At 37.5% G+C, this 17,335-nt stretch carries 16 protein-coding genes; 7 read left to right on the forward strand and 9 right to left on the reverse strand.

What is annotated here, in order from left to right; translation table 11 throughout:
- Window positions 1-19: 19 nt before the first annotated feature.
- Entirely contained in the window at window positions 20-541 is a 522-nt protein-coding gene (locus CPT03_RS19355) for a hypothetical protein (RefSeq protein WP_099440369.1), read from the reverse strand.
- Window positions 542-811: 270 nt separating this feature from the next.
- Between CPT03_RS19355 and CPT03_RS19360 the strand changes: the two genes are divergently transcribed.
- Both CPT03_RS19360 and carB read left to right on the forward strand, forming a co-directional pair.
- On the forward strand, window positions 812-1,129 hold the full coding sequence (locus CPT03_RS19360; protein WP_099440370.1) for a hypothetical protein: 318 nt from the start codon (window positions 812-814) through the stop codon (window positions 1,127-1,129).
- 218 nt (window positions 1,130-1,347) lie between these two features.
- On the forward strand, window positions 1,348-4,164 hold the full coding sequence (carB, locus tag CPT03_RS19365) for a carbamoyl-phosphate synthase large subunit (protein WP_099440371.1): 2,817 nt from the start codon (window positions 1,348-1,350) through the stop codon (window positions 4,162-4,164).
- Between the two features lie 38 nt (window positions 4,165-4,202).
- Here the strand turns inward: carB and CPT03_RS19370 are convergent, their stop codons facing one another.
- From CPT03_RS19370 to CPT03_RS19395, 6 genes are all read right to left on the reverse strand, one after another.
- Window positions 4,203-5,168, reverse strand: coding sequence for a DUF3137 domain-containing protein (locus CPT03_RS19370; protein ID WP_099440372.1), 966 nt, complete (start codon window positions 5,166-5,168; stop codon window positions 4,203-4,205).
- Window positions 5,168-5,725 (reverse strand): LemA family protein, encoded by a 558-nt coding sequence (locus tag CPT03_RS19375; protein ID WP_099440373.1) that lies wholly within the window; start codon window positions 5,723-5,725, stop codon window positions 5,168-5,170. Before CPT03_RS19375 ends, CPT03_RS19370 begins: the two co-directional genes overlap by 1 nt.
- A 434-nt stretch (window positions 5,726-6,159) precedes the next feature.
- Window positions 6,160-7,536, reverse strand: coding sequence for a DNA repair protein RadA (gene radA / locus CPT03_RS19380; RefSeq protein WP_099441193.1), 1,377 nt, complete (start codon window positions 7,534-7,536; stop codon window positions 6,160-6,162).
- Between the two features lie 99 nt (window positions 7,537-7,635).
- Window positions 7,636-9,186, reverse strand: coding sequence for a ribonuclease E/G (locus CPT03_RS19385; RefSeq protein WP_099440374.1), 1,551 nt, complete (start codon window positions 9,184-9,186; stop codon window positions 7,636-7,638).
- Window positions 9,187-9,436: 250 nt separating this feature from the next.
- Window positions 9,437-10,297 carry a tetratricopeptide repeat protein gene (locus CPT03_RS19390; RefSeq protein WP_099440375.1) on the reverse strand — a complete coding sequence of 287 codons (861 nt, stop codon included), beginning with the start codon at window positions 10,295-10,297 and terminating at the stop codon, window positions 9,437-9,439.
- Between the two features lie 7 nt (window positions 10,298-10,304).
- On the reverse strand, window positions 10,305-10,607 hold the full coding sequence (locus tag CPT03_RS19395; protein ID WP_008240139.1) for an HU family DNA-binding protein: 303 nt from the start codon (window positions 10,605-10,607) through the stop codon (window positions 10,305-10,307).
- A gap of 171 nt (window positions 10,608-10,778) precedes the next feature.
- Here CPT03_RS19395 and mutY point away from each other — a divergent pair, with 171 nt between their 5' ends.
- Complete coding sequence (mutY, locus tag CPT03_RS19400) at window positions 10,779-11,828, forward strand: A/G-specific adenine glycosylase (RefSeq protein WP_099440376.1); 1,050 nt, start codon at window positions 10,779-10,781, stop codon at window positions 11,826-11,828.
- Between the two features lie 14 nt (window positions 11,829-11,842).
- Window positions 11,843-12,271, forward strand: coding sequence for a single-stranded DNA-binding protein (locus CPT03_RS19405; protein WP_099440377.1), 429 nt, complete (start codon window positions 11,843-11,845; stop codon window positions 12,269-12,271).
- A 120-nt stretch (window positions 12,272-12,391) separates the two neighbouring features.
- On the opposite strand, the gene CPT03_RS19410 is transcribed toward CPT03_RS19405, so the two are convergent.
- Both CPT03_RS19410 and CPT03_RS19415 read right to left on the reverse strand, forming a co-directional pair.
- Entirely contained in the window at window positions 12,392-13,837 is a 1,446-nt protein-coding gene (locus CPT03_RS19410) for a DUF4270 domain-containing protein (RefSeq protein WP_099440378.1), read from the reverse strand.
- An 18-nt stretch (window positions 13,838-13,855) separates the two neighbouring features.
- On the reverse strand, window positions 13,856-14,680 hold the full coding sequence (locus tag CPT03_RS19415; protein WP_245869899.1) for a glycogen/starch synthase: 825 nt from the start codon (window positions 14,678-14,680) through the stop codon (window positions 13,856-13,858).
- Between the two features lie 153 nt (window positions 14,681-14,833).
- Here CPT03_RS19415 and panC point away from each other — a divergent pair, with 153 nt between their 5' ends.
- From panC to CPT03_RS19430, 3 genes are all read left to right on the forward strand, one after another.
- A complete protein-coding gene (gene panC / locus CPT03_RS19420; protein WP_099440380.1) occupies window positions 14,834-15,673 on the forward strand; it encodes a pantoate--beta-alanine ligase in 840 nt (279 codons plus the stop codon).
- A 45-nt stretch (window positions 15,674-15,718) separates the two neighbouring features.
- Window positions 15,719-16,069 carry an aspartate 1-decarboxylase gene (panD, locus tag CPT03_RS19425; RefSeq protein ID WP_048907888.1) on the forward strand — a complete coding sequence of 117 codons (351 nt, stop codon included), beginning with the start codon at window positions 15,719-15,721 and terminating at the stop codon, window positions 16,067-16,069.
- A 97-nt stretch (window positions 16,070-16,166) separates the two neighbouring features.
- Window positions 16,167-17,306, forward strand: coding sequence for an acyl-CoA dehydrogenase (locus CPT03_RS19430; RefSeq protein ID WP_099440381.1), 1,140 nt, complete (start codon window positions 16,167-16,169; stop codon window positions 17,304-17,306).
- The last annotated feature ends 29 nt before the right edge of the window (window positions 17,307-17,335 follow it).

Consider the following 17,335-nt stretch of genomic DNA (forward strand, 5'->3'; position numbering starts at 1 on the left):
CAAACAAACTAATTATCTTTTATTGTGTTTTAGGCGATGATGTAAAGCCTATAGATGTTCTTATACTCACATCAGCACTAGTAGTATTTCTTAAAACATATTCAACCCTTACACGTAGACTGGTCCCTTTTATATAGTCGTCCAGGAATTTTGAATTGTCTATATCTAATGCAAGTTCAGAGCCAATGTTCTCTTGTATATCGCTTCTTGACGCAACCATGACTTCATCACCGTTTCCGTTTGCAACAAAAAGTTTTACCGACTTAAACATTCCCATGCTTTTGTTGGATGGGTTGCTGGCAATCATTTTTGCTGAAGCAATTCTAACTTCCTTAATATAATTGGTTCCATTTTGATTTCCGAAAACATCATCGAAACTGGTTGCCGCAGATTTTGCAGATATGGGAGTATTACTTTTACTTGAGGCAGGAATAACTATTGATGCAGTGTAAGGAAATGTAGATTTAATAATTGACTGTACTGTTCCGCAACCGACCATAATTACAGCGATTGTGAATAAAAATGGCAATATCTTTTTCATGTTTGAGAATATGCAAATGTTATTCCATCACGTTAAAAGAAGGATTTATTGCTGTTTTGTAGTTAATTATATACAGGTTTTTCAGACGAAGTGAAGGCTTGTGTAGTTGTTTTTGAACTTTATAAAAACAATTAGGTTAATCTGTTTGTAATTACATAGCGCTTAAATAAATAATCTGATATGGAATAATGATACTAACTAAATGATGGTTAAATAATACTGAGTAACTAGAGGTTTAATAGCCATGTTATTCAGCAAAATCAAATTCCTATGAAAAAGTTAAGTGTGAATTTTTTGGTAATTGCAGCGTTTTCGTTGTTATTATTGGCTTTCGTTACCATAAAAGATGGCGGAATTAAAGGTAAAGTTTCTCCTGCAGATAGTGCATTGCAGGTTGTTGCAGTTTCAGGTACGGATACCATAAAAGGAGATCTGAGTAGTGGCATTTTTACCATAAATAATGTAAAACCGGGAACCTATACCGTATGGGTAAAAGCTAAAGCGCCGTATAAAGATACATCGGTAGAGAACGTAGCTGTGGTTGACAGTACGGTAACCGATGTTGGGGAAATAAAACTCCAACAATAATTCTTTAGATTCAACATTGAAAAGGGGGCTATTGAGCCTCTTTTTCTGTTTCTTAGGGTTTTTGAAAAAATACCTGATTTTTAACGTTCAAAAGCGTAACTTTGCATCCCGACAGAAGAGTCGGGGATCTTTAATGATATCAAAGAAATCTCTAAGACGATTCCAGTCTACAATAATTGCATTTTTTACCCTTATAACTTTAGACTTTTTAAAGCCTTATGCCTAAAGACACCTCGATACGCTCAGTACTAATTATCGGATCAGGCCCAATTATTATTGGCCAAGCTTGTGAATTTGATTATTCAGGATCGCAAGCCGCCCTATCTTTAAAAGAAGAAGGGATTGAAGTTTCCATAATTAATTCTAATCCTGCTACCATCATGACCGATAAGGTTATTGGCGACCATGTTTATCTGTGGCCTTTAACTGTAGATTCGATAGAGCAGATTTTGCAAGAACGTAAAATTGATGCTGTATTGCCTACCATGGGTGGACAAACTGCATTGAATTTATGTATCGAAGCATCTGAACGCGGGATTTGGGATAAATATGGTGTTAGGGTCATCGGTGTTGATGTTGCTGCCATTGAGAAAACTGAAAACCGTGAAGCCTTCCGCCAGTTAATGGTTGATATAGGTGTTGGCGTAGCTACTTCAAAAATTGCCAACTCTTTCCTTGAAGGTAAAGAGGCTGCGCAGGAAATTGGTTATCCATTGGTTATCCGCCCTTCTTATACACTGGGTGGTTTTGGTGGTGGTTTTGTTCACAAAAAAGAAGAATTTGATCAGGCGTTAAAACGTGGTCTTGAAGCATCTCCAACTCACGAAGTGCTTGTTGAGCAGGCAGTATTGGGATGGAAAGAATATGAGCTGGAACTATTAAGAGACAGCAACGATAATGTGATCATTATATGTTCAATTGAGAACTTCGATCCAATGGGTATCCATACAGGAGACTCTATTACTGTAGCACCGGCAATGACTTTGTCTGATCGTTGCTATCAGGATATGCGTAACCAAGCGATCAAAATGATGCGTGCGATAGGAAACTTCGCTGGAGGTTGTAATGTGCAGTTTTCGGTAAATCCTGATAACGATGAGATCATCGCGATCGAGATTAATCCAAGGGTTTCACGTTCATCTGCACTGGCAAGTAAGGCTACGGGATATCCAATTGCAAAAATAGCAGCTAAATTGGCTATCGGGTATAACCTGGATGAGCTGGAAAATCAAATTACAAAAACTACATCCGCATATTTCGAACCTACCCTTGACTACGTAATCGTAAAAGTTCCTCGTTGGAACTTCGATAAGTTTAAAGGTGCAAATACAGAACTTGGCTTACAGATGAAATCTGTAGGTGAAGTAATGGCAATCGGTCGTACTTTTATTGAAGCAATACAGAAAGCTTGTCAGAGTTTGGAAATCGGCAGAGCAGGATTGGGTGCCGACGGGAAACACAACAGAAACGTCGAAGAGATTATGAATGGTTTGGAGCACGCAAGCTGGAACCGTTTATTCTTAATAAAAGATGCCATGTCAATGGGTGTTCCACTGGAATCTATCCGAAAAGTAACACGTATAGACAAATGGTTCCTTTCACAGATTCATGAACTTGTTCAACTTGAAACGGAATTGAAGCGTTACTCGCTGAATAATGTCCCCAAAGATTTCTTGCTTACATTAAAACAGAAAGGCTTCTCTGATGTACAGATTTCTTACTTGCTTGGAAATGTAACGGAAGACGAGGTTTACGAGCGCAGAAAAGCATTGGGAATCAGACGTGTCTATAAAATGGTAGACACTTGTGCTGCTGAGTTTGCCGCACAAACACCTTATTACTATTCAACTTTTGAAGAAGAGAATGAATCGATTCCTTCAGATAAAAAGAAAGTGATTGTGCTGGGTTCGGGACCTAACCGTATCGGTCAAGGGATAGAATTTGATTACTCTTGTGTACATGGATTACTTGCAGCCAAGGAAACCGGATTTGAAGCGATTATGGTCAACTGTAACCCTGAAACTGTATCTACAGATTTCAACATGGCTGATAAATTGTACTTCGAGCCTGTATTCTGGGAGCACGTACGTGAGATCATAGAACTTGAAAATCCGATTGGTGTAATTGTTCAGCTTGGCGGACAAACTGCACTTAAAATGGCTGAAAAGCTACATGAGAAAGGCATCAAGATCATTGGTACTTCATACAACGATATGGACGTAGCTGAAGACAGGGGCCGTTTCTCTGACTTGTTAAAAGAACTAGAAATTCCTTATCCTAAATATGGTGTTGCAGAAAATGCTGAAGAGGCAATTGTGGTAGCAAATGAAGTTGGTTATCCGGTACTGGTAAGACCAAGTTATGTATTGGGTGGACAAGGTATGAGTATCGTAATTAACGATGAAGACCTGGAGAAAGCAGTCGTAAAATTACTGGGTGACTTGCCTGGTAACCGTGTACTGATTGATCATTTCCTGGATAGAGCTGAGGAAACTGAATCAGACTCGATCTGTGACGGAGAGGATGTGCATATTGTTGGATTGATGGAGCACATTGAGCCAGCGGGTATTCACTCTGGAGACTCGAGTGCGGTATTGCCACCGTTCAGTTTATCTGAAAAGGTAATGAACGATATGGAGACTTACTCTAAAAAGATTGCGAAAGCATTAAATGTAATTGGTTTGTTAAACATCCAGTTTGCTGTTAAAGATGAGAAAGTATATGTGATTGAAGCCAATCCAAGAGCTTCGAGAACTGTTCCTTTCATTGCTAAGGCTTATGACGTACCATACATTAACATTGCTGCTAAAGTGATGCTAGGCGTGAATAAACTGAAAGACTTTACTATAGAGCGTAAACTAGAAGGGTATGCCATTAAAGAACCTGTGTTCTCTTTCTATAAATTCCCTGAGGTAACAAAAGAACTAGGTCCGGAAATGAAGTCGACAGGCGAGGCCATCAGATTCATCAAAGACACTGAGGATCCTTACTTCAGAAAACTGGTTAAAGACAAATCAATGTATTTATCTAAATAATATAAAGTCCCGAAAGGGACTTTTTTATTGTGCTGCTTTTATTCTTTTCCCCAGATTCTTGTGTTCAGGTCTAATTCATTGATAATTCCATACATAAAACGGATTACATTAAGGTCTTCGTTTAATGATTCGGTTGTAAGCAGGCTTTTAAATACAGGAGGTTCAAAATAGTCTTTTTCTAAAGGAAAGGCGATGTAAACATACGTGCCAATAAAAGATACAGAAATAGTGGCGTTACTTTGGTTGTTTAATTCGCATAGCCTTTCCATCATTGTAGGAGTAAGGATGTACCGGGCTTCGACCTGATCGGTTGAGTGGGTAATAAAGGCTTTATTAAATTCAGGATTCTCTAGTTTTACCAGCTCTTTACTAGATGAAGAAAAGATGGGCATTTTATCGGATATCCATGCACCCAAAGTACTTCCCATATCCTTTGGTTTTACTACTGTTATTCCATTAAAATGCTTGTTAAAGTCGGCACAAAATACAATTCCTTTTAAAATGGTATGCCAATGCTCTTGTCTGCCATTTTTTGTTTGTGTTTCAGTTTTGTATTCAGCATGAACTTCAGAGAAAGAAAAACATGTTTTTCCTGCATTACCATAAATTTGATCCTGGCTGCTATACCTGTCAGGCTGCTGAGTAAATAATTGGGAATTAATAAAGTCATCCTCGGGCAAACCATATTTATATTCAATCTCTAAACTTGGGTCTACAGATTTTAAGGCTATGGCAACTACCCTTTGCTTAAATTCATGTCTGTACTCGGTGAATTTTTGCCCCGCGTTACTAAAAAAAACAACGGAGGTAATTATTGAAGCCCCGCCAATTATGGCTGCCGCAATTAACAGACTGCTCATAAAAACGCCAATAGCTATTATTATTGCTCCCGCAGCAAGGAACAGATAGGCTTTTGTTTTTAATTCTGAAATCTTTTTTCTCTGTATTTCAAGCTCATTAAGTGCACTTTGCATAGAGGCTTCCACCGCAATTTCTTCTGCCATTAACTATTGAAAAGATCTTTTGCACTTATGTTTTTACGCTCTTCTTCTGTGTTTGCCAGTATAGGGATGGATTGATAGTTCATCATTCCGGCAAAAATACTTCCGGGGAACATCATGATGGCATTGTTGTAATCAGTAACAGAAGCATTGTAAGTTCTTCTTGCGGCTGCAATTTGTTCTTCGCTTTCCGTCCATGTACTTTGTAAATTCAGAAAATTCTGGTTGGCTTTTAAATCAGGATAGTTTTCTACGTTAACCATTAAACCTTTAACACTGGAACCCAGTTGTTTGTCAAGATCTAGTCTTTCCTCGTTACTCAAATTTGGACTGGCAGCTTTGGCGCGAAGTTCTACCACTTTAGTTAAAAGATCTCCTTCATACTGCATATACTGTTTAACTGTCTCAATTAAATTAGGCAGCAGGTCAAAACGTTTTTTAAGCATTACATCAATGGCAGAAAAGGCATTTGCTACCTGATTTTTTTTACCAATAAGTGAGTTGTATATGCTGATTCCGAAAATTAACAGCACACCGATGATAATAGCAACTATAATCATTATTTAAGGGGTTAAGAGGTTATTTAATATCTAAATATATTAAAATTTCTGAGCCTATAACTAATAAAAGAAAAATGTAAATAACCCTGTCTCGGAGAAGACAGGGTCTAATCAATCAATATTAAAAAGGAGAACCTTTCTAATTGGTTCTAAAATTACGATTCCTTAAGCTTAAAATGAAAAAATCCTCGCTATCTTACGATAACGAGGATAATCATCCCTATTGTTTATTACCATTCATAAATGACTGATAACATGTAGGTAATTGCAATTAGTAAGCCAATTTGAAAATAGCTGCCTTTTAAGGATATAACTACCTTATATATAGCTTAATGCACGCTTTTGTTAAATGTGCGCCAAATATTTGAGAGGGAAATAATATCCCCAATGTGTAGAAACTTAATGGAAAATATACACGGTAGGCGTAGAATTTGCTATCCAAATAATGCCGAAAATACATCTTCAATCTTCCTTACGGGGGTCAACTCAATTTTAAAACGATCCGGAATAAGTCCTTTCAAATTATAGTTTGAAATAAAAACTCTTTCAAATCCAAGTTTTTCAGCTTCCGAGATCCGTTGTTCAATACGGTTAACAGCCCTGATCTCTCCAGATAGGCCAACTTCTGCCGCGAAACAGATTTTAGAAGAAATAGCAATATCCTCATGTGATGAGATTATGGCTACCATAATTGCCAGGTCTATTGCAGGATCTTCAACCTTAATTCCTCCTGCTATGTTTAAAAAAACATCACGGGTACTAAGTTTAAAACCACACCTCTTTTCCAGTACGGCAAGCAGCATGTTCATTCTTTTGGTGTCAAAGCCGTTTGCAGACCGCTGTGGCGTTCCATATGCCGCAGTGCTAACCAGTGCCTGGGTTTCTATTAGCATTGGTCTGGCGCCTTCTAATGTTGCTGAAATTGCAATGCCACTCATTTCTTCATCACGCTGCGACAGGAGGATTTCAGATGGGTTAGAAACTTGCCTTAAACCTGTACTGTGCATTGCATAAATTCCCATTTCTGCAGCTGCACCAAAACGGTTTTTTATAGATCGTAAAATTCGGTATACATGGTGTCGGTCACCTTCAAATTGCAGAACCGTATCAACCATATGTTCCAGTATTTTTGGCCCGGCAATAGTGCCATCTTTTGTAATGTGGCCAATTAAAAATACAGGGGTATCTGTTTCTTTGGCAAAACGGAGTAATTCTGCAGTGCATTCTCTAACCTGTGATACACTCCCGGGAGTAGAATCAATATTAGCCGAGTGCAGTGTTTGTATAGAATCAACAATAATTATTTCTGGTTCAAGTGTTTCAATCTGCTTAAAAATGTTTTGCGTTGATGTTTCAGTAAGGATATAACAATCTGCTTTAGGGGAGGTGGTAATTCGCTCGGCCCTCATTTTAATCTGCTGCTCACTCTCCTCTCCTGAAACATATAGAATTTTTTTTCCCGAAATGTTTAATGCGAGCTGAAGCATGAGGGTAGATTTTCCAATTCCCGGTTCCCCGCCAATCAATATAACAGAACCAGCAACCAGACCGCCACCTAAAACCCTGTCAAGCTCAAGATCACCGGTTAAAGTTCTGTCTTCGCTTATAGATTGAATGTCATCAACTTTAGATGGTTTATTTAAACGTTGAGTGCCGGTTGTTGTTTTCCAGGAAGGGACCTTAGCGCTCGTTTTTTCTATAATCTCTTCTACAAAGGTATTCCATTCGTTGCATGAAGGACATCTTCCGAGCCATTTTGCCGATTCATATCCACAGCTTTGGCAGAAATATGCTGATTTAGTTTTAGCCAATTGATTATAATTTAATTCTGCTAATTTATGCTTAATTCTATTAAAACAAACAAGCCCGATCTCATAGAGATCGGGCTTGTTTAGTTGATACATTAATCTTTACAATTTAATTTCTTCGTCTTTTGAAGAAAGAAAGTGAAATTCAGTCAGGTTGTAAGACGAGACCGCTCTGATTTTAATTCGCTGTCCGAATTTAAAAAACCATTTCCACTGCAAAGAGATAAAGCCCTTTTTAATGAAAGCTTCTATATACGGATGTACACAAAGCGTAATATTTTTTTCATTTTGCTCCTGCAAAATATAGGTCAGGTTATTTTCAATGTCATCCATTAAAACAATACTGGCCTTAATTTCTCCCGTACCATCGCAGGTAGGGCACTTCTCACTGGTTACAATGTTCATTTCCGGTCTTACACGCTGGCGTGTAATCTGAACAAGGCCAAACTTACTTGGAGGCAATATGGTGTGCTTGGCACGATCCAGCAACATCAGATCCTTAAGATGGTCGAACAGCATTTTACGGTTAGTAGGTTTATGCATGTCGATAAAATCGATTACTACAATACCACCCATATCCCTTAAACGAAGTTGACGCGCAATTTCTTTAGCAGCTTCCTTATTTACCTGTAAAGCATTATCTTCCTGATTTTCTTTACTGGCAGTTCTGTTTCCGCTATTTACATCAATAACATGAAGCGCCTCAGTATGTTCAACAACAAGGTAAGCTCCTCCTGCTAAGTTTACGGTTTTACCGAAAGAGTTCTTGATTTGTTTCTCAATACCGAAATGCTCAAAAATAGGTTCCTTATGCTTGTATAGTTTCACGATCTTTTCCATCTCAGGAGAGATTTCGTGAACATAAGAACGGATATCTTCGAACAGATTGTTGTCGCTTACATAAACATTTGTAAAGTCGGTGCTTAAAATATCACGGATCAATGTTGATGTCCGGTCCATTTCTCCCCAAACTCGTTTAGATGGCTCTGCATCAGGAAGCTTTTTAATAAAGTTTTCCCATTTAGCAACAGAATCTAAAAGATCTTTTTGAAGTTCTGCAACACCTTTCCCTTCAGAAACAGTTCTGATAATTACCCCAAAATTTTTAGGTTTAATACTTTCGATAATCTTTTTTAAACGATTACGTTCGGTATTGCTTTTAATCTTTTTGGAAATAGAGATTACATTAGAGAAAGGAACTAATACAATATATCTGCCTGCAATTGAAAGGTCTGAACTTAAACGCGGACCTTTGGTTGAAATTGGCTCTTTAGCTATCTGAACCGGTAAAACAAGATTCTTGCTTACTACTTCTGATATTTTGCCTGCTTTGTTAATGTCTCCCTCTAGCTTGAAATTATCCAGTAAAGTGCCATTAACAGAGCCGTTACGCTTGATTTTAGTTAGCTTAATTAAAGACTGGACTTGAGGACCAAGATCAAAATAATGCAAAAATGCATCCTTTTCATAACCAACATCTACAAACGCAGCATTTAGACCCGGCATGATTTTTTTAATGCGGCCTAAATAAATGTCGCCAACGGCGTAATTGTTGTTGATCTGTTCTTTATGAAGTTCTACAAGTTGTTTGTCTTCAACTAAAGCTATGGTTACTCCCAGTGGAGAGGAATCTATAATTAATTCTTTTACCAAAAGCTACAGATTTTAAGGCATTAACTGCCTTATTAACACATGGACAAATAAAAAAATGATTGCAACGAAAAATAAGGCTAGGATCTAGTCGTAGCCTTATTTTATGTGCAACTCAATAAGAAAAATTATTTTTTCTTATGTCTGTTTTTTCTTAAACGTTTTTTGCGTTTGTGGGTAGCCATTTTATGTCTTTTTCTTTTTTTACCGCTTGGCATAGTCTTGAATTTTAAATATTTTTTTAATCTGTTTATTATTTTTTACTCTTTAGCTCTAATACCTTATCATCAATGAATTTAGATAATTTAGGATTGGCAGCTAGCTTTTTACTCTTCAGATAAGCATCAATAGCATCTTCGTTTTTGCCCAGGCTTTCATAAGCTGTGGCTAAATAGAAGTAAGCATCCGGAGTAGGCTTAATGGCAATAATGTTGTTAAATCTGGTTATGGCTTTGTCAAACTGGCCAGATTTAATCGCGAATGTACCTAAACTCATATTCGCTTTCAAATTCTTTGGGTCTTTTTTTACCACATCCATCAATAATGCAATACCCTTCATTGGCATTCCCATTCCATCAACAATGGTAATTCCTAAGCCGGTTTTAGCATCAGCACTGGCAGAGTCAATATTCATTGCATTAGTGTAAGCAGCATTTGCTCTTTGCAATAATGCAGGTTGTAGTATACTGTCTCTTGAACTGTCAAATGCCTTTAAAAAACGGTCTCCGGTTATTAGCCAGCTGTTTAATGTTTTCTCCTGATTGGCTACAATCTCAAGGTATAAAGCGCTTGGCGCACTCTGTTCAACATCATTCCACTTTTGAGCAAGTACTTTAGCAGCAGCAGCCTTATCGGTAGCTGTTTTAAAAGCGTTCTCAAGTGAAGTGATTTCAGCAGCAAAGTTAGGACTGATCAGTGTTTTCCCAGAAGCCGAAACTTCTTCCAAACTAATTGGCTGAGGGATATCTGATTGCATCTGCCCTGCGGCTGGAACATTGGCTGTTTGCTCTTTTGGCTTAACTAAACCTTTAATATCCCGTGTAAACAAAAAAGCTCCAAGCAATAATATTGCTCCAATTACGATGATTTGTTTTGAACGGATATTGTTTAGCATAAGTTGATTAAGCTTCTACGCTTACTTTTTTTGAATTGTTTTTTACTTTGTCAACAAACACTTTTGCAGGTTTGAAACTTGGCACAAAGTGCTCAGGGATAATAATTGCAGTGTTTTTAGAAATATTTCTCGCAGTTTTTTGCGCTCTCTTTTTTACAACAAAACTACCAAAACCTCTAACATATACATTCTCTCCTCCGATCATGCTGTTCTTGATCACTTTGAAAAATGCCTCAACGGTTTCTTGTACATCTACCTTTTCAATTCCTGTTTTTGTTGATATTTCTGAAATAATATCTGCCTTAGTCATATTCTATTATTTATTTATAGTGTATTATATACTTTATAAGTGATTTGGGGTTGCAAAAGTATTGCTTTTTAATGAGATAGGAAAATAAAAGATGATTTATTTGTTTCGGTTTGTATCAGAGAATTGCAAGTTTTGCCGAAAACAAATTAAGAACGCCGTATTTTTGTGCCTATGGCTTTTCAAACAGAAATAGTAAAATGGTATTTAAACAATAAAAGAGACCTGCCCTGGCGAGGTACAAATGATGCTTATGTGATATGGCTTTCAGAAATTATATTGCAACAAACCAGAGTAGAGCAAGGATTGCCGTATTTTAACAGATTTTTAGAGAGCTACCCTACAATTACTGCTTTTGCAGCAGCTACTGAAACTCAAATACTTAAACTATGGCAGGGATTAGGTTATTATTCGCGTGGCAGAAACATGCTATATACAGCCAAACAGATCCAGGAGCTGTACGATGGAAAATTTCCTACTAGCTATAGCGAACTGATTAAATTAAAAGGTATTGGAGATTATACCGCCGCTGCCATTTCATCATTCTCATCTAATGAAATGAAGCCAGTGCTTGATGGTAATGTATTTCGAGTTCTGGCAAGATATTTTGGGATTGAAACACCTATAAACAGTACTTCAGGGAAAAAACAATTTATAGAGCTTGCCCAAAGTTTAATTCTAGGGCAGGAGCCGTCCGTATACAATCAGGCTATAATGGAATTTGGGGCACTTCAATGTAAGCCTAAATCTCCTTCCTGTGCAACCTGCCCAATTCAATCCGATTGTTTTGCCCGCAAAAATGATCTGGTAAATGTCCTTCCTGTTAAGGAGAAAAAGCTTAAAAAACGCACCCGTTATTTCAACTATTTGGTGTGTGTTAACGGAGATGAGATTTTGGTAAATAAGCGAAACCCAGGAGATATATGGCAGGAATTATATGATTTTCCTCTAATAGAAACTGATGACAACTATCTGGAAGCGCAAGAGCAATTTCTGACTATGCTAAAGAATAATTTTGGAAATACATGCACAGTTACTCCTTTAGAGCAAAAAAAACATTTATTAACCCACCAAACTATATATGTTCAATTTTTTGCTTTAGATAATTATATCATTAACTTTAATCAGAATGCAGAAATAAAATGGGTTTCGCTAAGCGAGTTGGACGAATTGCCACAGCCTAAAGTGATAACAAATTTTATAAGCTCTTATTCAGTAAATTAGAAAAATCAGAATTCATGTCAGGTATTAACAAAGTTATTTTAGTAGGGCATTTAGGAAAAGATCCTGAAGTCAGACATTTAGATGGTGGTGTAACAGTAGCAAGTTTCCCATTGGCAACATCAGAGACGTATAACAAAGATGGCAAAAGAATAGAGCAAACAGAGTGGCATAACATCGTTTTGTGGAGAGGTTTAGCAGAGGTAGCCTCAAAGTATTTGCAAAAGGGCAAGCTGGTGTATATTGAAGGTAAACTTCGGACCCGCTCTTTTGAAGATAAGGAGCGCGTAAAAAAGTATGTTACTGAAGTAGTTGCTGAGAACTTTACAATTCTGGGCCGAAAGAGCGATTTTGAACAGACCCCTTCTACTGGCGAGAATAGTACGCCAAAAAGCGAATCAGATTATATAGATCCAAACGATACTTCGGGCGATTTGCCATTTTAAACCAATATACCCATCACATATTTAACCATTCTTAGAAATAAGCAATAGGGTTTAAAAAAAATATCCTCCGAAAATTTAATTTCGGAGGATATAAACACAATCGTGTATAAATAAGTTTTACTAGTCTACCCTCATATAATAGATATTTAGCTTAATACCTTTTTCGCCTGTAGCCGGAGTAGCAGTGTTTATGATTGATCTTGCCCCAGACGTTAATGAAGGGTAAAGATTGTATTCGGTAAGTGAACTAGGGGCCAGGTAAGTTCCATAGTCTTTCGTTTTATTGTCAATTATAGCCTGCAGATAGCTGGTCACAGTAAAAATATATCTCTTGTTGGTCACGTCGTAAAACCCACCAAATGCGGCTTCAGAACCTGCATAAGTATCAAGCGGTTGTGGATTGGCTTGTGTAGGTCCATCTCCATCCGGAATGTTTGCTCTCTGACCAGCAATATCAAGCCTGTAAAGAGATAATCTCTGTGCAGCATTCCATGGAGATACGTCTGTTCCGCTCTTAAGGTTAACAACCAATTCTGCCCTGTTGATTACTATACGTGCATTTGCATTACCAGCTTTTACTTTTTCAATAAAAGCATTTAACCCAGGGAAAGAAATTTTGTTCCTTACTCCGGCAAGAGCCTGCAGATACGTAACATCAAATGATGCTGTAGGTGCATCTAACTGTGCTTTGATGGGTGTTCCTGTGTAATCATGCTTAACAGTTGCTGCAATAGGACCTGAAGTTGATGATATTGGGAAATTAACCGATACCGTATCTTTTTCGATAACACTGGTTCCAACCTGCTTCTTGTAATATATCTGAAGATTGGCATCAGTTCCGCCAAAATTAATGAACATTATGCCACCAGGACCAGTTGATGCGGTTTTGTTTACACTAACCTGAAGGCCTTTAAAAATAGCTGAGAATTTAGTATTGGTTGATCTTAAAGCTGAATCAACATTTAAAATATGTTCCTGAATAAATGCATTGCTAAGTTTTATTCTTAATTGCGGAGCAACCGTTTTAAGTGTATCAGGTTTGCCATTTACTATATCAGTAATTTTAAAAGGAGTTTTTGGTTTTATCTTAGCTGTAAGTGAGCCTACCAATTCAGTTTCTACAGGCCATACTTTGTTGCTTAGAAATATCTTTTGTAAAGACAGGTCATCTTTAAGCTGATGCACATTCAGGCTATAAACCGAAGTAGTAGTATCACCATAAAACTGAGTTGAGTAAGGTAAAACAAGAATTGCCGAATCCACAGACGGGATGCCTCCAAAATTATAGCTGTTCGAAGGAAGGCTTACCGTCATAGAAAGGCTTGCTTCTGTAGTTCCAAAAGTAGCATCTCCGCTAATATAACCTAGAGGATGTCTTGCCAATCCAATTGATGCAGTAGCCGAATCAAGCACTGTCTTAGAATCAACAAGAACGGTATTGTCTAAAACACCTTTAATAGGATTTTCTCCTTCGGGCGTAAGGCCAATAGTATTAGCATCTTTACAAGATGCAAAAAGAAAAAGACCTATCAACAGGGTCAATAAGTCTAGTTTTATAAATTTCATATTTTAGAATACCTGAGTTTAAGCTATTGAAACCAATTCTTCATCCGAAATCTCCTCATATAATGAATAGAAGTTTTCGAAATTTTCGGTTAAATTAAAAGCTAAAGTTGGCTTATTAGAATCTTTAACAAATTTTAACACATCACTATTGATGTTTTCATCAGCTAAAACTACCGCGTCAGAATAAGTTACAGCTCCAATATGCAGGGCACTGCAGTCTGCTTTTTCAAATACTTTGGTGTCCTCAACAGTCATTGAGTTCATTACAGCTTTTTTATACAGATCAGCATTCATTTTTTCAGAGAAACAATCCTCATAAATTGAATACACTACTTTTGAATTTTTGAAAGTAGGATCGTTTTTATAGGTTGTTTTAATATATGCAGGTACTAAAGAAGTCATCCAGCCATGGCAATGAACAATATCCGGCGACCAGCCTAATTTTTTAACAGTTTCAAGGGCACCTTTACAGAAGAAAATTGTTCTTTCGTCGTTGTCGGCATAAAACTTGTCCTCCTTATCTCTAAATACATACTTGCGTTGGAAATAATCTTCATTATCCAGGAAGTAAACTTGCATTCTTGCTGCCGGAATTGAGGCAACTTTAATGATCAACGGGTTATCATTGTCATCAATAATGATATTCATACCTGAAAGACGGATAACCTCGTGTAATCTGTTCCTTCTTTCATTAATATTCCCAAACCTTGGCATTAAGATACGGATTTCAAATCCTTTATCTTGCATTGCCTGAGGTAACTGACGGGTAATTTCTGAAATCTTTGTGAGTTCAAGGAAAGGCGACATCTCGTGTGTAACAATCAGTAGCTTCGTTTTGGCCATCTCCATATTCGTAAATAAAAATTTATGTTAAAGAAAAGATTATCAAGGGGCAAAGATAAGGAAAATAATAACATTTATCAATATAATACGCAAGATGTTTTGTTGGGAATGGATAAATAACCAACTTTGCCCCCTGAAATTTTATAAGCAGGTTTGGAAGTACTAAATACTATTGCGGCGTTAAAGTCGTTGCTTGGTCCAATTAAATTGGCTAAGCAGAAAATTGCTTTAGTGCCAACTATGGGTGCGTTGCATAAAGGCCATGTATCGTTAATAAAGATGGCTCAGCAGCAGGCAGATATAGTGGTTTGCAGCATATTTGTTAACCCAACTCAATTTACTGATCCAAAGGATCTGGAAAAATATCCACGGCCACTTGAGCATGATATGGCTATGCTTAAAGATGCCGGATGCGATGTGGTATTTATGCCCTCTGTAAAGGAAATGTACCCAGCCGAAGAAAAATGGCACATAGACCTTGGCCCAGCAGAATTTCTTTTAGAAGGAGAGTTCAGAAAAGGCCACTATCAGGGAGTTACCCAAATCGTAAAAAAACTATTTGATGCCATAAGTCCTGATGTTGCTTTCTTTGGGCAAAAAGACTACCAGCAGGTATTAATGATCCAGAATATGGTTGCTTACTTTAATCTTCCGGTTCAAATTATCTCCTGTCCGATTATTAGAGAAGACGATGGATTGGCCATGAGTTCAAGAAATATCCATCTTGATGCTACCGACAGAAAAAATGCGTTAGTATTAAGTAGAGCTCTTACTTATGTAAGCGAAAATTTTAAGAACAAAAGTATTCCTGAGCTTTTAGAAAAGGCAAAGCAATTAATTGAAGAAACCCCGGGAGTAGAGCTGGATTACTTTACAATTGCCGATGGCCAAACACTTTTGCCCGAAACAGATAAAAATGATCAGAATATTATAGCTCTTGTTGCTGCCAAAGTAGGGCAAACAAGGCTTATAGATAATATGATACTTAGCTGAAAAACGGAAAACCATTCATTCACAAACTTTATCTAACTTTGCATTATGATTATCGAGATATTAAAATCGAAGATCCACCGTGTTAAAGTAACACAGGCAGAACTGAATTATGTTGGAAGTATTACCATTGATGAAGATTTAATGGATGCTGCCCAAATTATTGCAAACGAGAAAGTACAGATCGTAAATAACAATAACGGCGAGCGTTTTGAAACCTATGTAATAAAAGGTGAAAGGGGAACAGGAACCGTTTGTTTAAATGGAGCTACAGCCCGTAAAGTTCAGGTTGGTGATATACTGATCATCATGTCTTACGGATCTTTACCTATAGAAGAAGCTAAAAAATATCACCCAATATTAGTTTTTCCTGATGATAATAACCATCTGCTGAAATAGGCTGTAATTACATTGTAAAAATAATACTATGCTGCCATAGTAATTTGGTTGAGAAATACTAAATTTGGCGGTAGGTATTTTTTTATTATATATAATTATGCTATTTCAACTAAGTGAAGAACAATTGATGATTCAGCAGGCAGCAAGGGATTTTGCACAAAATGAACTTAAGCCAGGAGTTATTGAAAGAGATGAGCACCAAAAATTTCCGGCTGAGCAGGTAAAAAAGCTTGGTGAACTGGGTTTTTTAGGGATGATGGTTTCAGAAAAATACAGTGGCAGCGGTATGGATGCTATTTCATACGTGCTGGTGATGGAAGAGCTATCTAAAATAGATGCATCAGCATCTGTAGTTGTTTCTGTAAACAATTCATTGGTGTGTTACGGTTTAGAAACGTACGGATCTGAATTTCAAAAAGAAAAGTATTTAAAACCCCTGGCATCCGGCGAAAAGATCGGAGCCTTTTGCCTTTCGGAACCCGAAGCCGGATCTGATGCCACTTCGCAACAAACTACTGCCGAAGATAAAGGCGACTATTACCTTTTAAACGGAACCAAAAACTGGATTACCAACGGTGGTACAGCATCAACATATCTTGTAATTGCACAAACAAATAAAGCTTTAAAGCATAAAGGAATAAATGCATTTATTGTAGAGAAAGGTATGGAAGGTTTTACGGTTGGCCCAAAAGAAAACAAATTGGGCATCCGTGGTTCTGATACACATTCTCTAATGTTTAACGACGTTAAAGTGCCAAAAGAGAATAGAATTGGTGAAGATGGGTTTGGATTTAAGTTTGCCATGAAAACGCTGGAGGGAGGCCGAATTGGCATTGCAGCACAGGCGCTTGGCATTGCATCCGGAGCATATGAGCTGGCGTTAAGCTACGCTAAACAACGTAAATCGTTTGGTAAGTCCATTGCAGAACATCAGGCAATAGCTTTTAAGCTTGCAGATATGGCCACCAGCATAGAAGCAGCAAGAATGTTGGTTTATAAAGCGGCATGGTTAAAAGACCGGGGGCAATCCTACACGCTTGCCGGCTCAATGGCTAAGCTGTATGCTTCAAAAGTAGCCATGGATGTAACGGTAGAGGCTGTTCAGATACACGGCGGTTATGGATTCGTAAAAGAGTATCATGTTGAGCGATTGATGCGTGACGCTAAGATCACCCAGATTTACGAAGGAACTTCTGAAATTCAAAAAATGGTAATCTCCAGAGAGATTATCCGTTAAATAATCGTAATTATTATCTTTGTTTTTAT

The sequence above is a fragment of the Pedobacter ginsengisoli genome, assembly GCF_002736205.1.
GTDB classification, from domain to species: domain Bacteria; phylum Bacteroidota; class Bacteroidia; order Sphingobacteriales; family Sphingobacteriaceae; genus Pedobacter; species Pedobacter ginsengisoli_A.

Excerpts from the sequence above, each read along its gene's own strand:
- CPT03_RS19370 (WP_099440372.1), bottom strand. The coding sequence starts at position 5,168 with ATGGCAGAAGAAATTGCGGTGGAAGCCTCTATGCAAAGTGCACTTAAT.
- CPT03_RS19415 (WP_245869899.1), bottom strand. The coding sequence starts at position 14,680 with ATGGCCAAAACGAAGCTACTGATTGTTACACACGAGATGTCGCCTTTC.
- CPT03_RS19355 (WP_099440369.1), bottom strand. The coding sequence starts at position 541 with ATGAAAAAGATATTGCCATTTTTATTCACAATCGCTGTAATTATGGTC.
- CPT03_RS19430 (WP_099440381.1), top strand. The coding sequence starts at position 16,167 with ATGCTATTTCAACTAAGTGAAGAACAATTGATGATTCAGCAGGCAGCA.
- CPT03_RS19410 (WP_099440378.1), bottom strand. The coding sequence starts at position 13,837 with ATGAAATTTATAAAACTAGACTTATTGACCCTGTTGATAGGTCTTTTT.
- panD (WP_048907888.1), top strand. The coding sequence starts at position 15,719 with ATGATTATCGAGATATTAAAATCGAAGATCCACCGTGTTAAAGTAACA.
- CPT03_RS19395 (WP_008240139.1), bottom strand. The coding sequence starts at position 10,607 with ATGACTAAGGCAGATATTATTTCAGAAATATCAACAAAAACAGGAATT.
- CPT03_RS19360 (WP_099440370.1), top strand. The coding sequence starts at position 812 with ATGAAAAAGTTAAGTGTGAATTTTTTGGTAATTGCAGCGTTTTCGTTG.
- CPT03_RS19405 (WP_099440377.1), top strand. The coding sequence starts at position 11,843 with ATGTCAGGTATTAACAAAGTTATTTTAGTAGGGCATTTAGGAAAAGAT.
- carB (WP_099440371.1), top strand. The coding sequence starts at position 1,348 with ATGCCTAAAGACACCTCGATACGCTCAGTACTAATTATCGGATCAGGC.
- mutY (WP_099440376.1), top strand. The coding sequence starts at position 10,779 with ATGGCTTTTCAAACAGAAATAGTAAAATGGTATTTAAACAATAAAAGA.
- CPT03_RS19375 (WP_099440373.1), bottom strand. The coding sequence starts at position 5,725 with ATGATTATAGTTGCTATTATCATCGGTGTGCTGTTAATTTTCGGAATC.
- CPT03_RS19390 (WP_099440375.1), bottom strand. The coding sequence starts at position 10,297 with ATGCTAAACAATATCCGTTCAAAACAAATCATCGTAATTGGAGCAATA.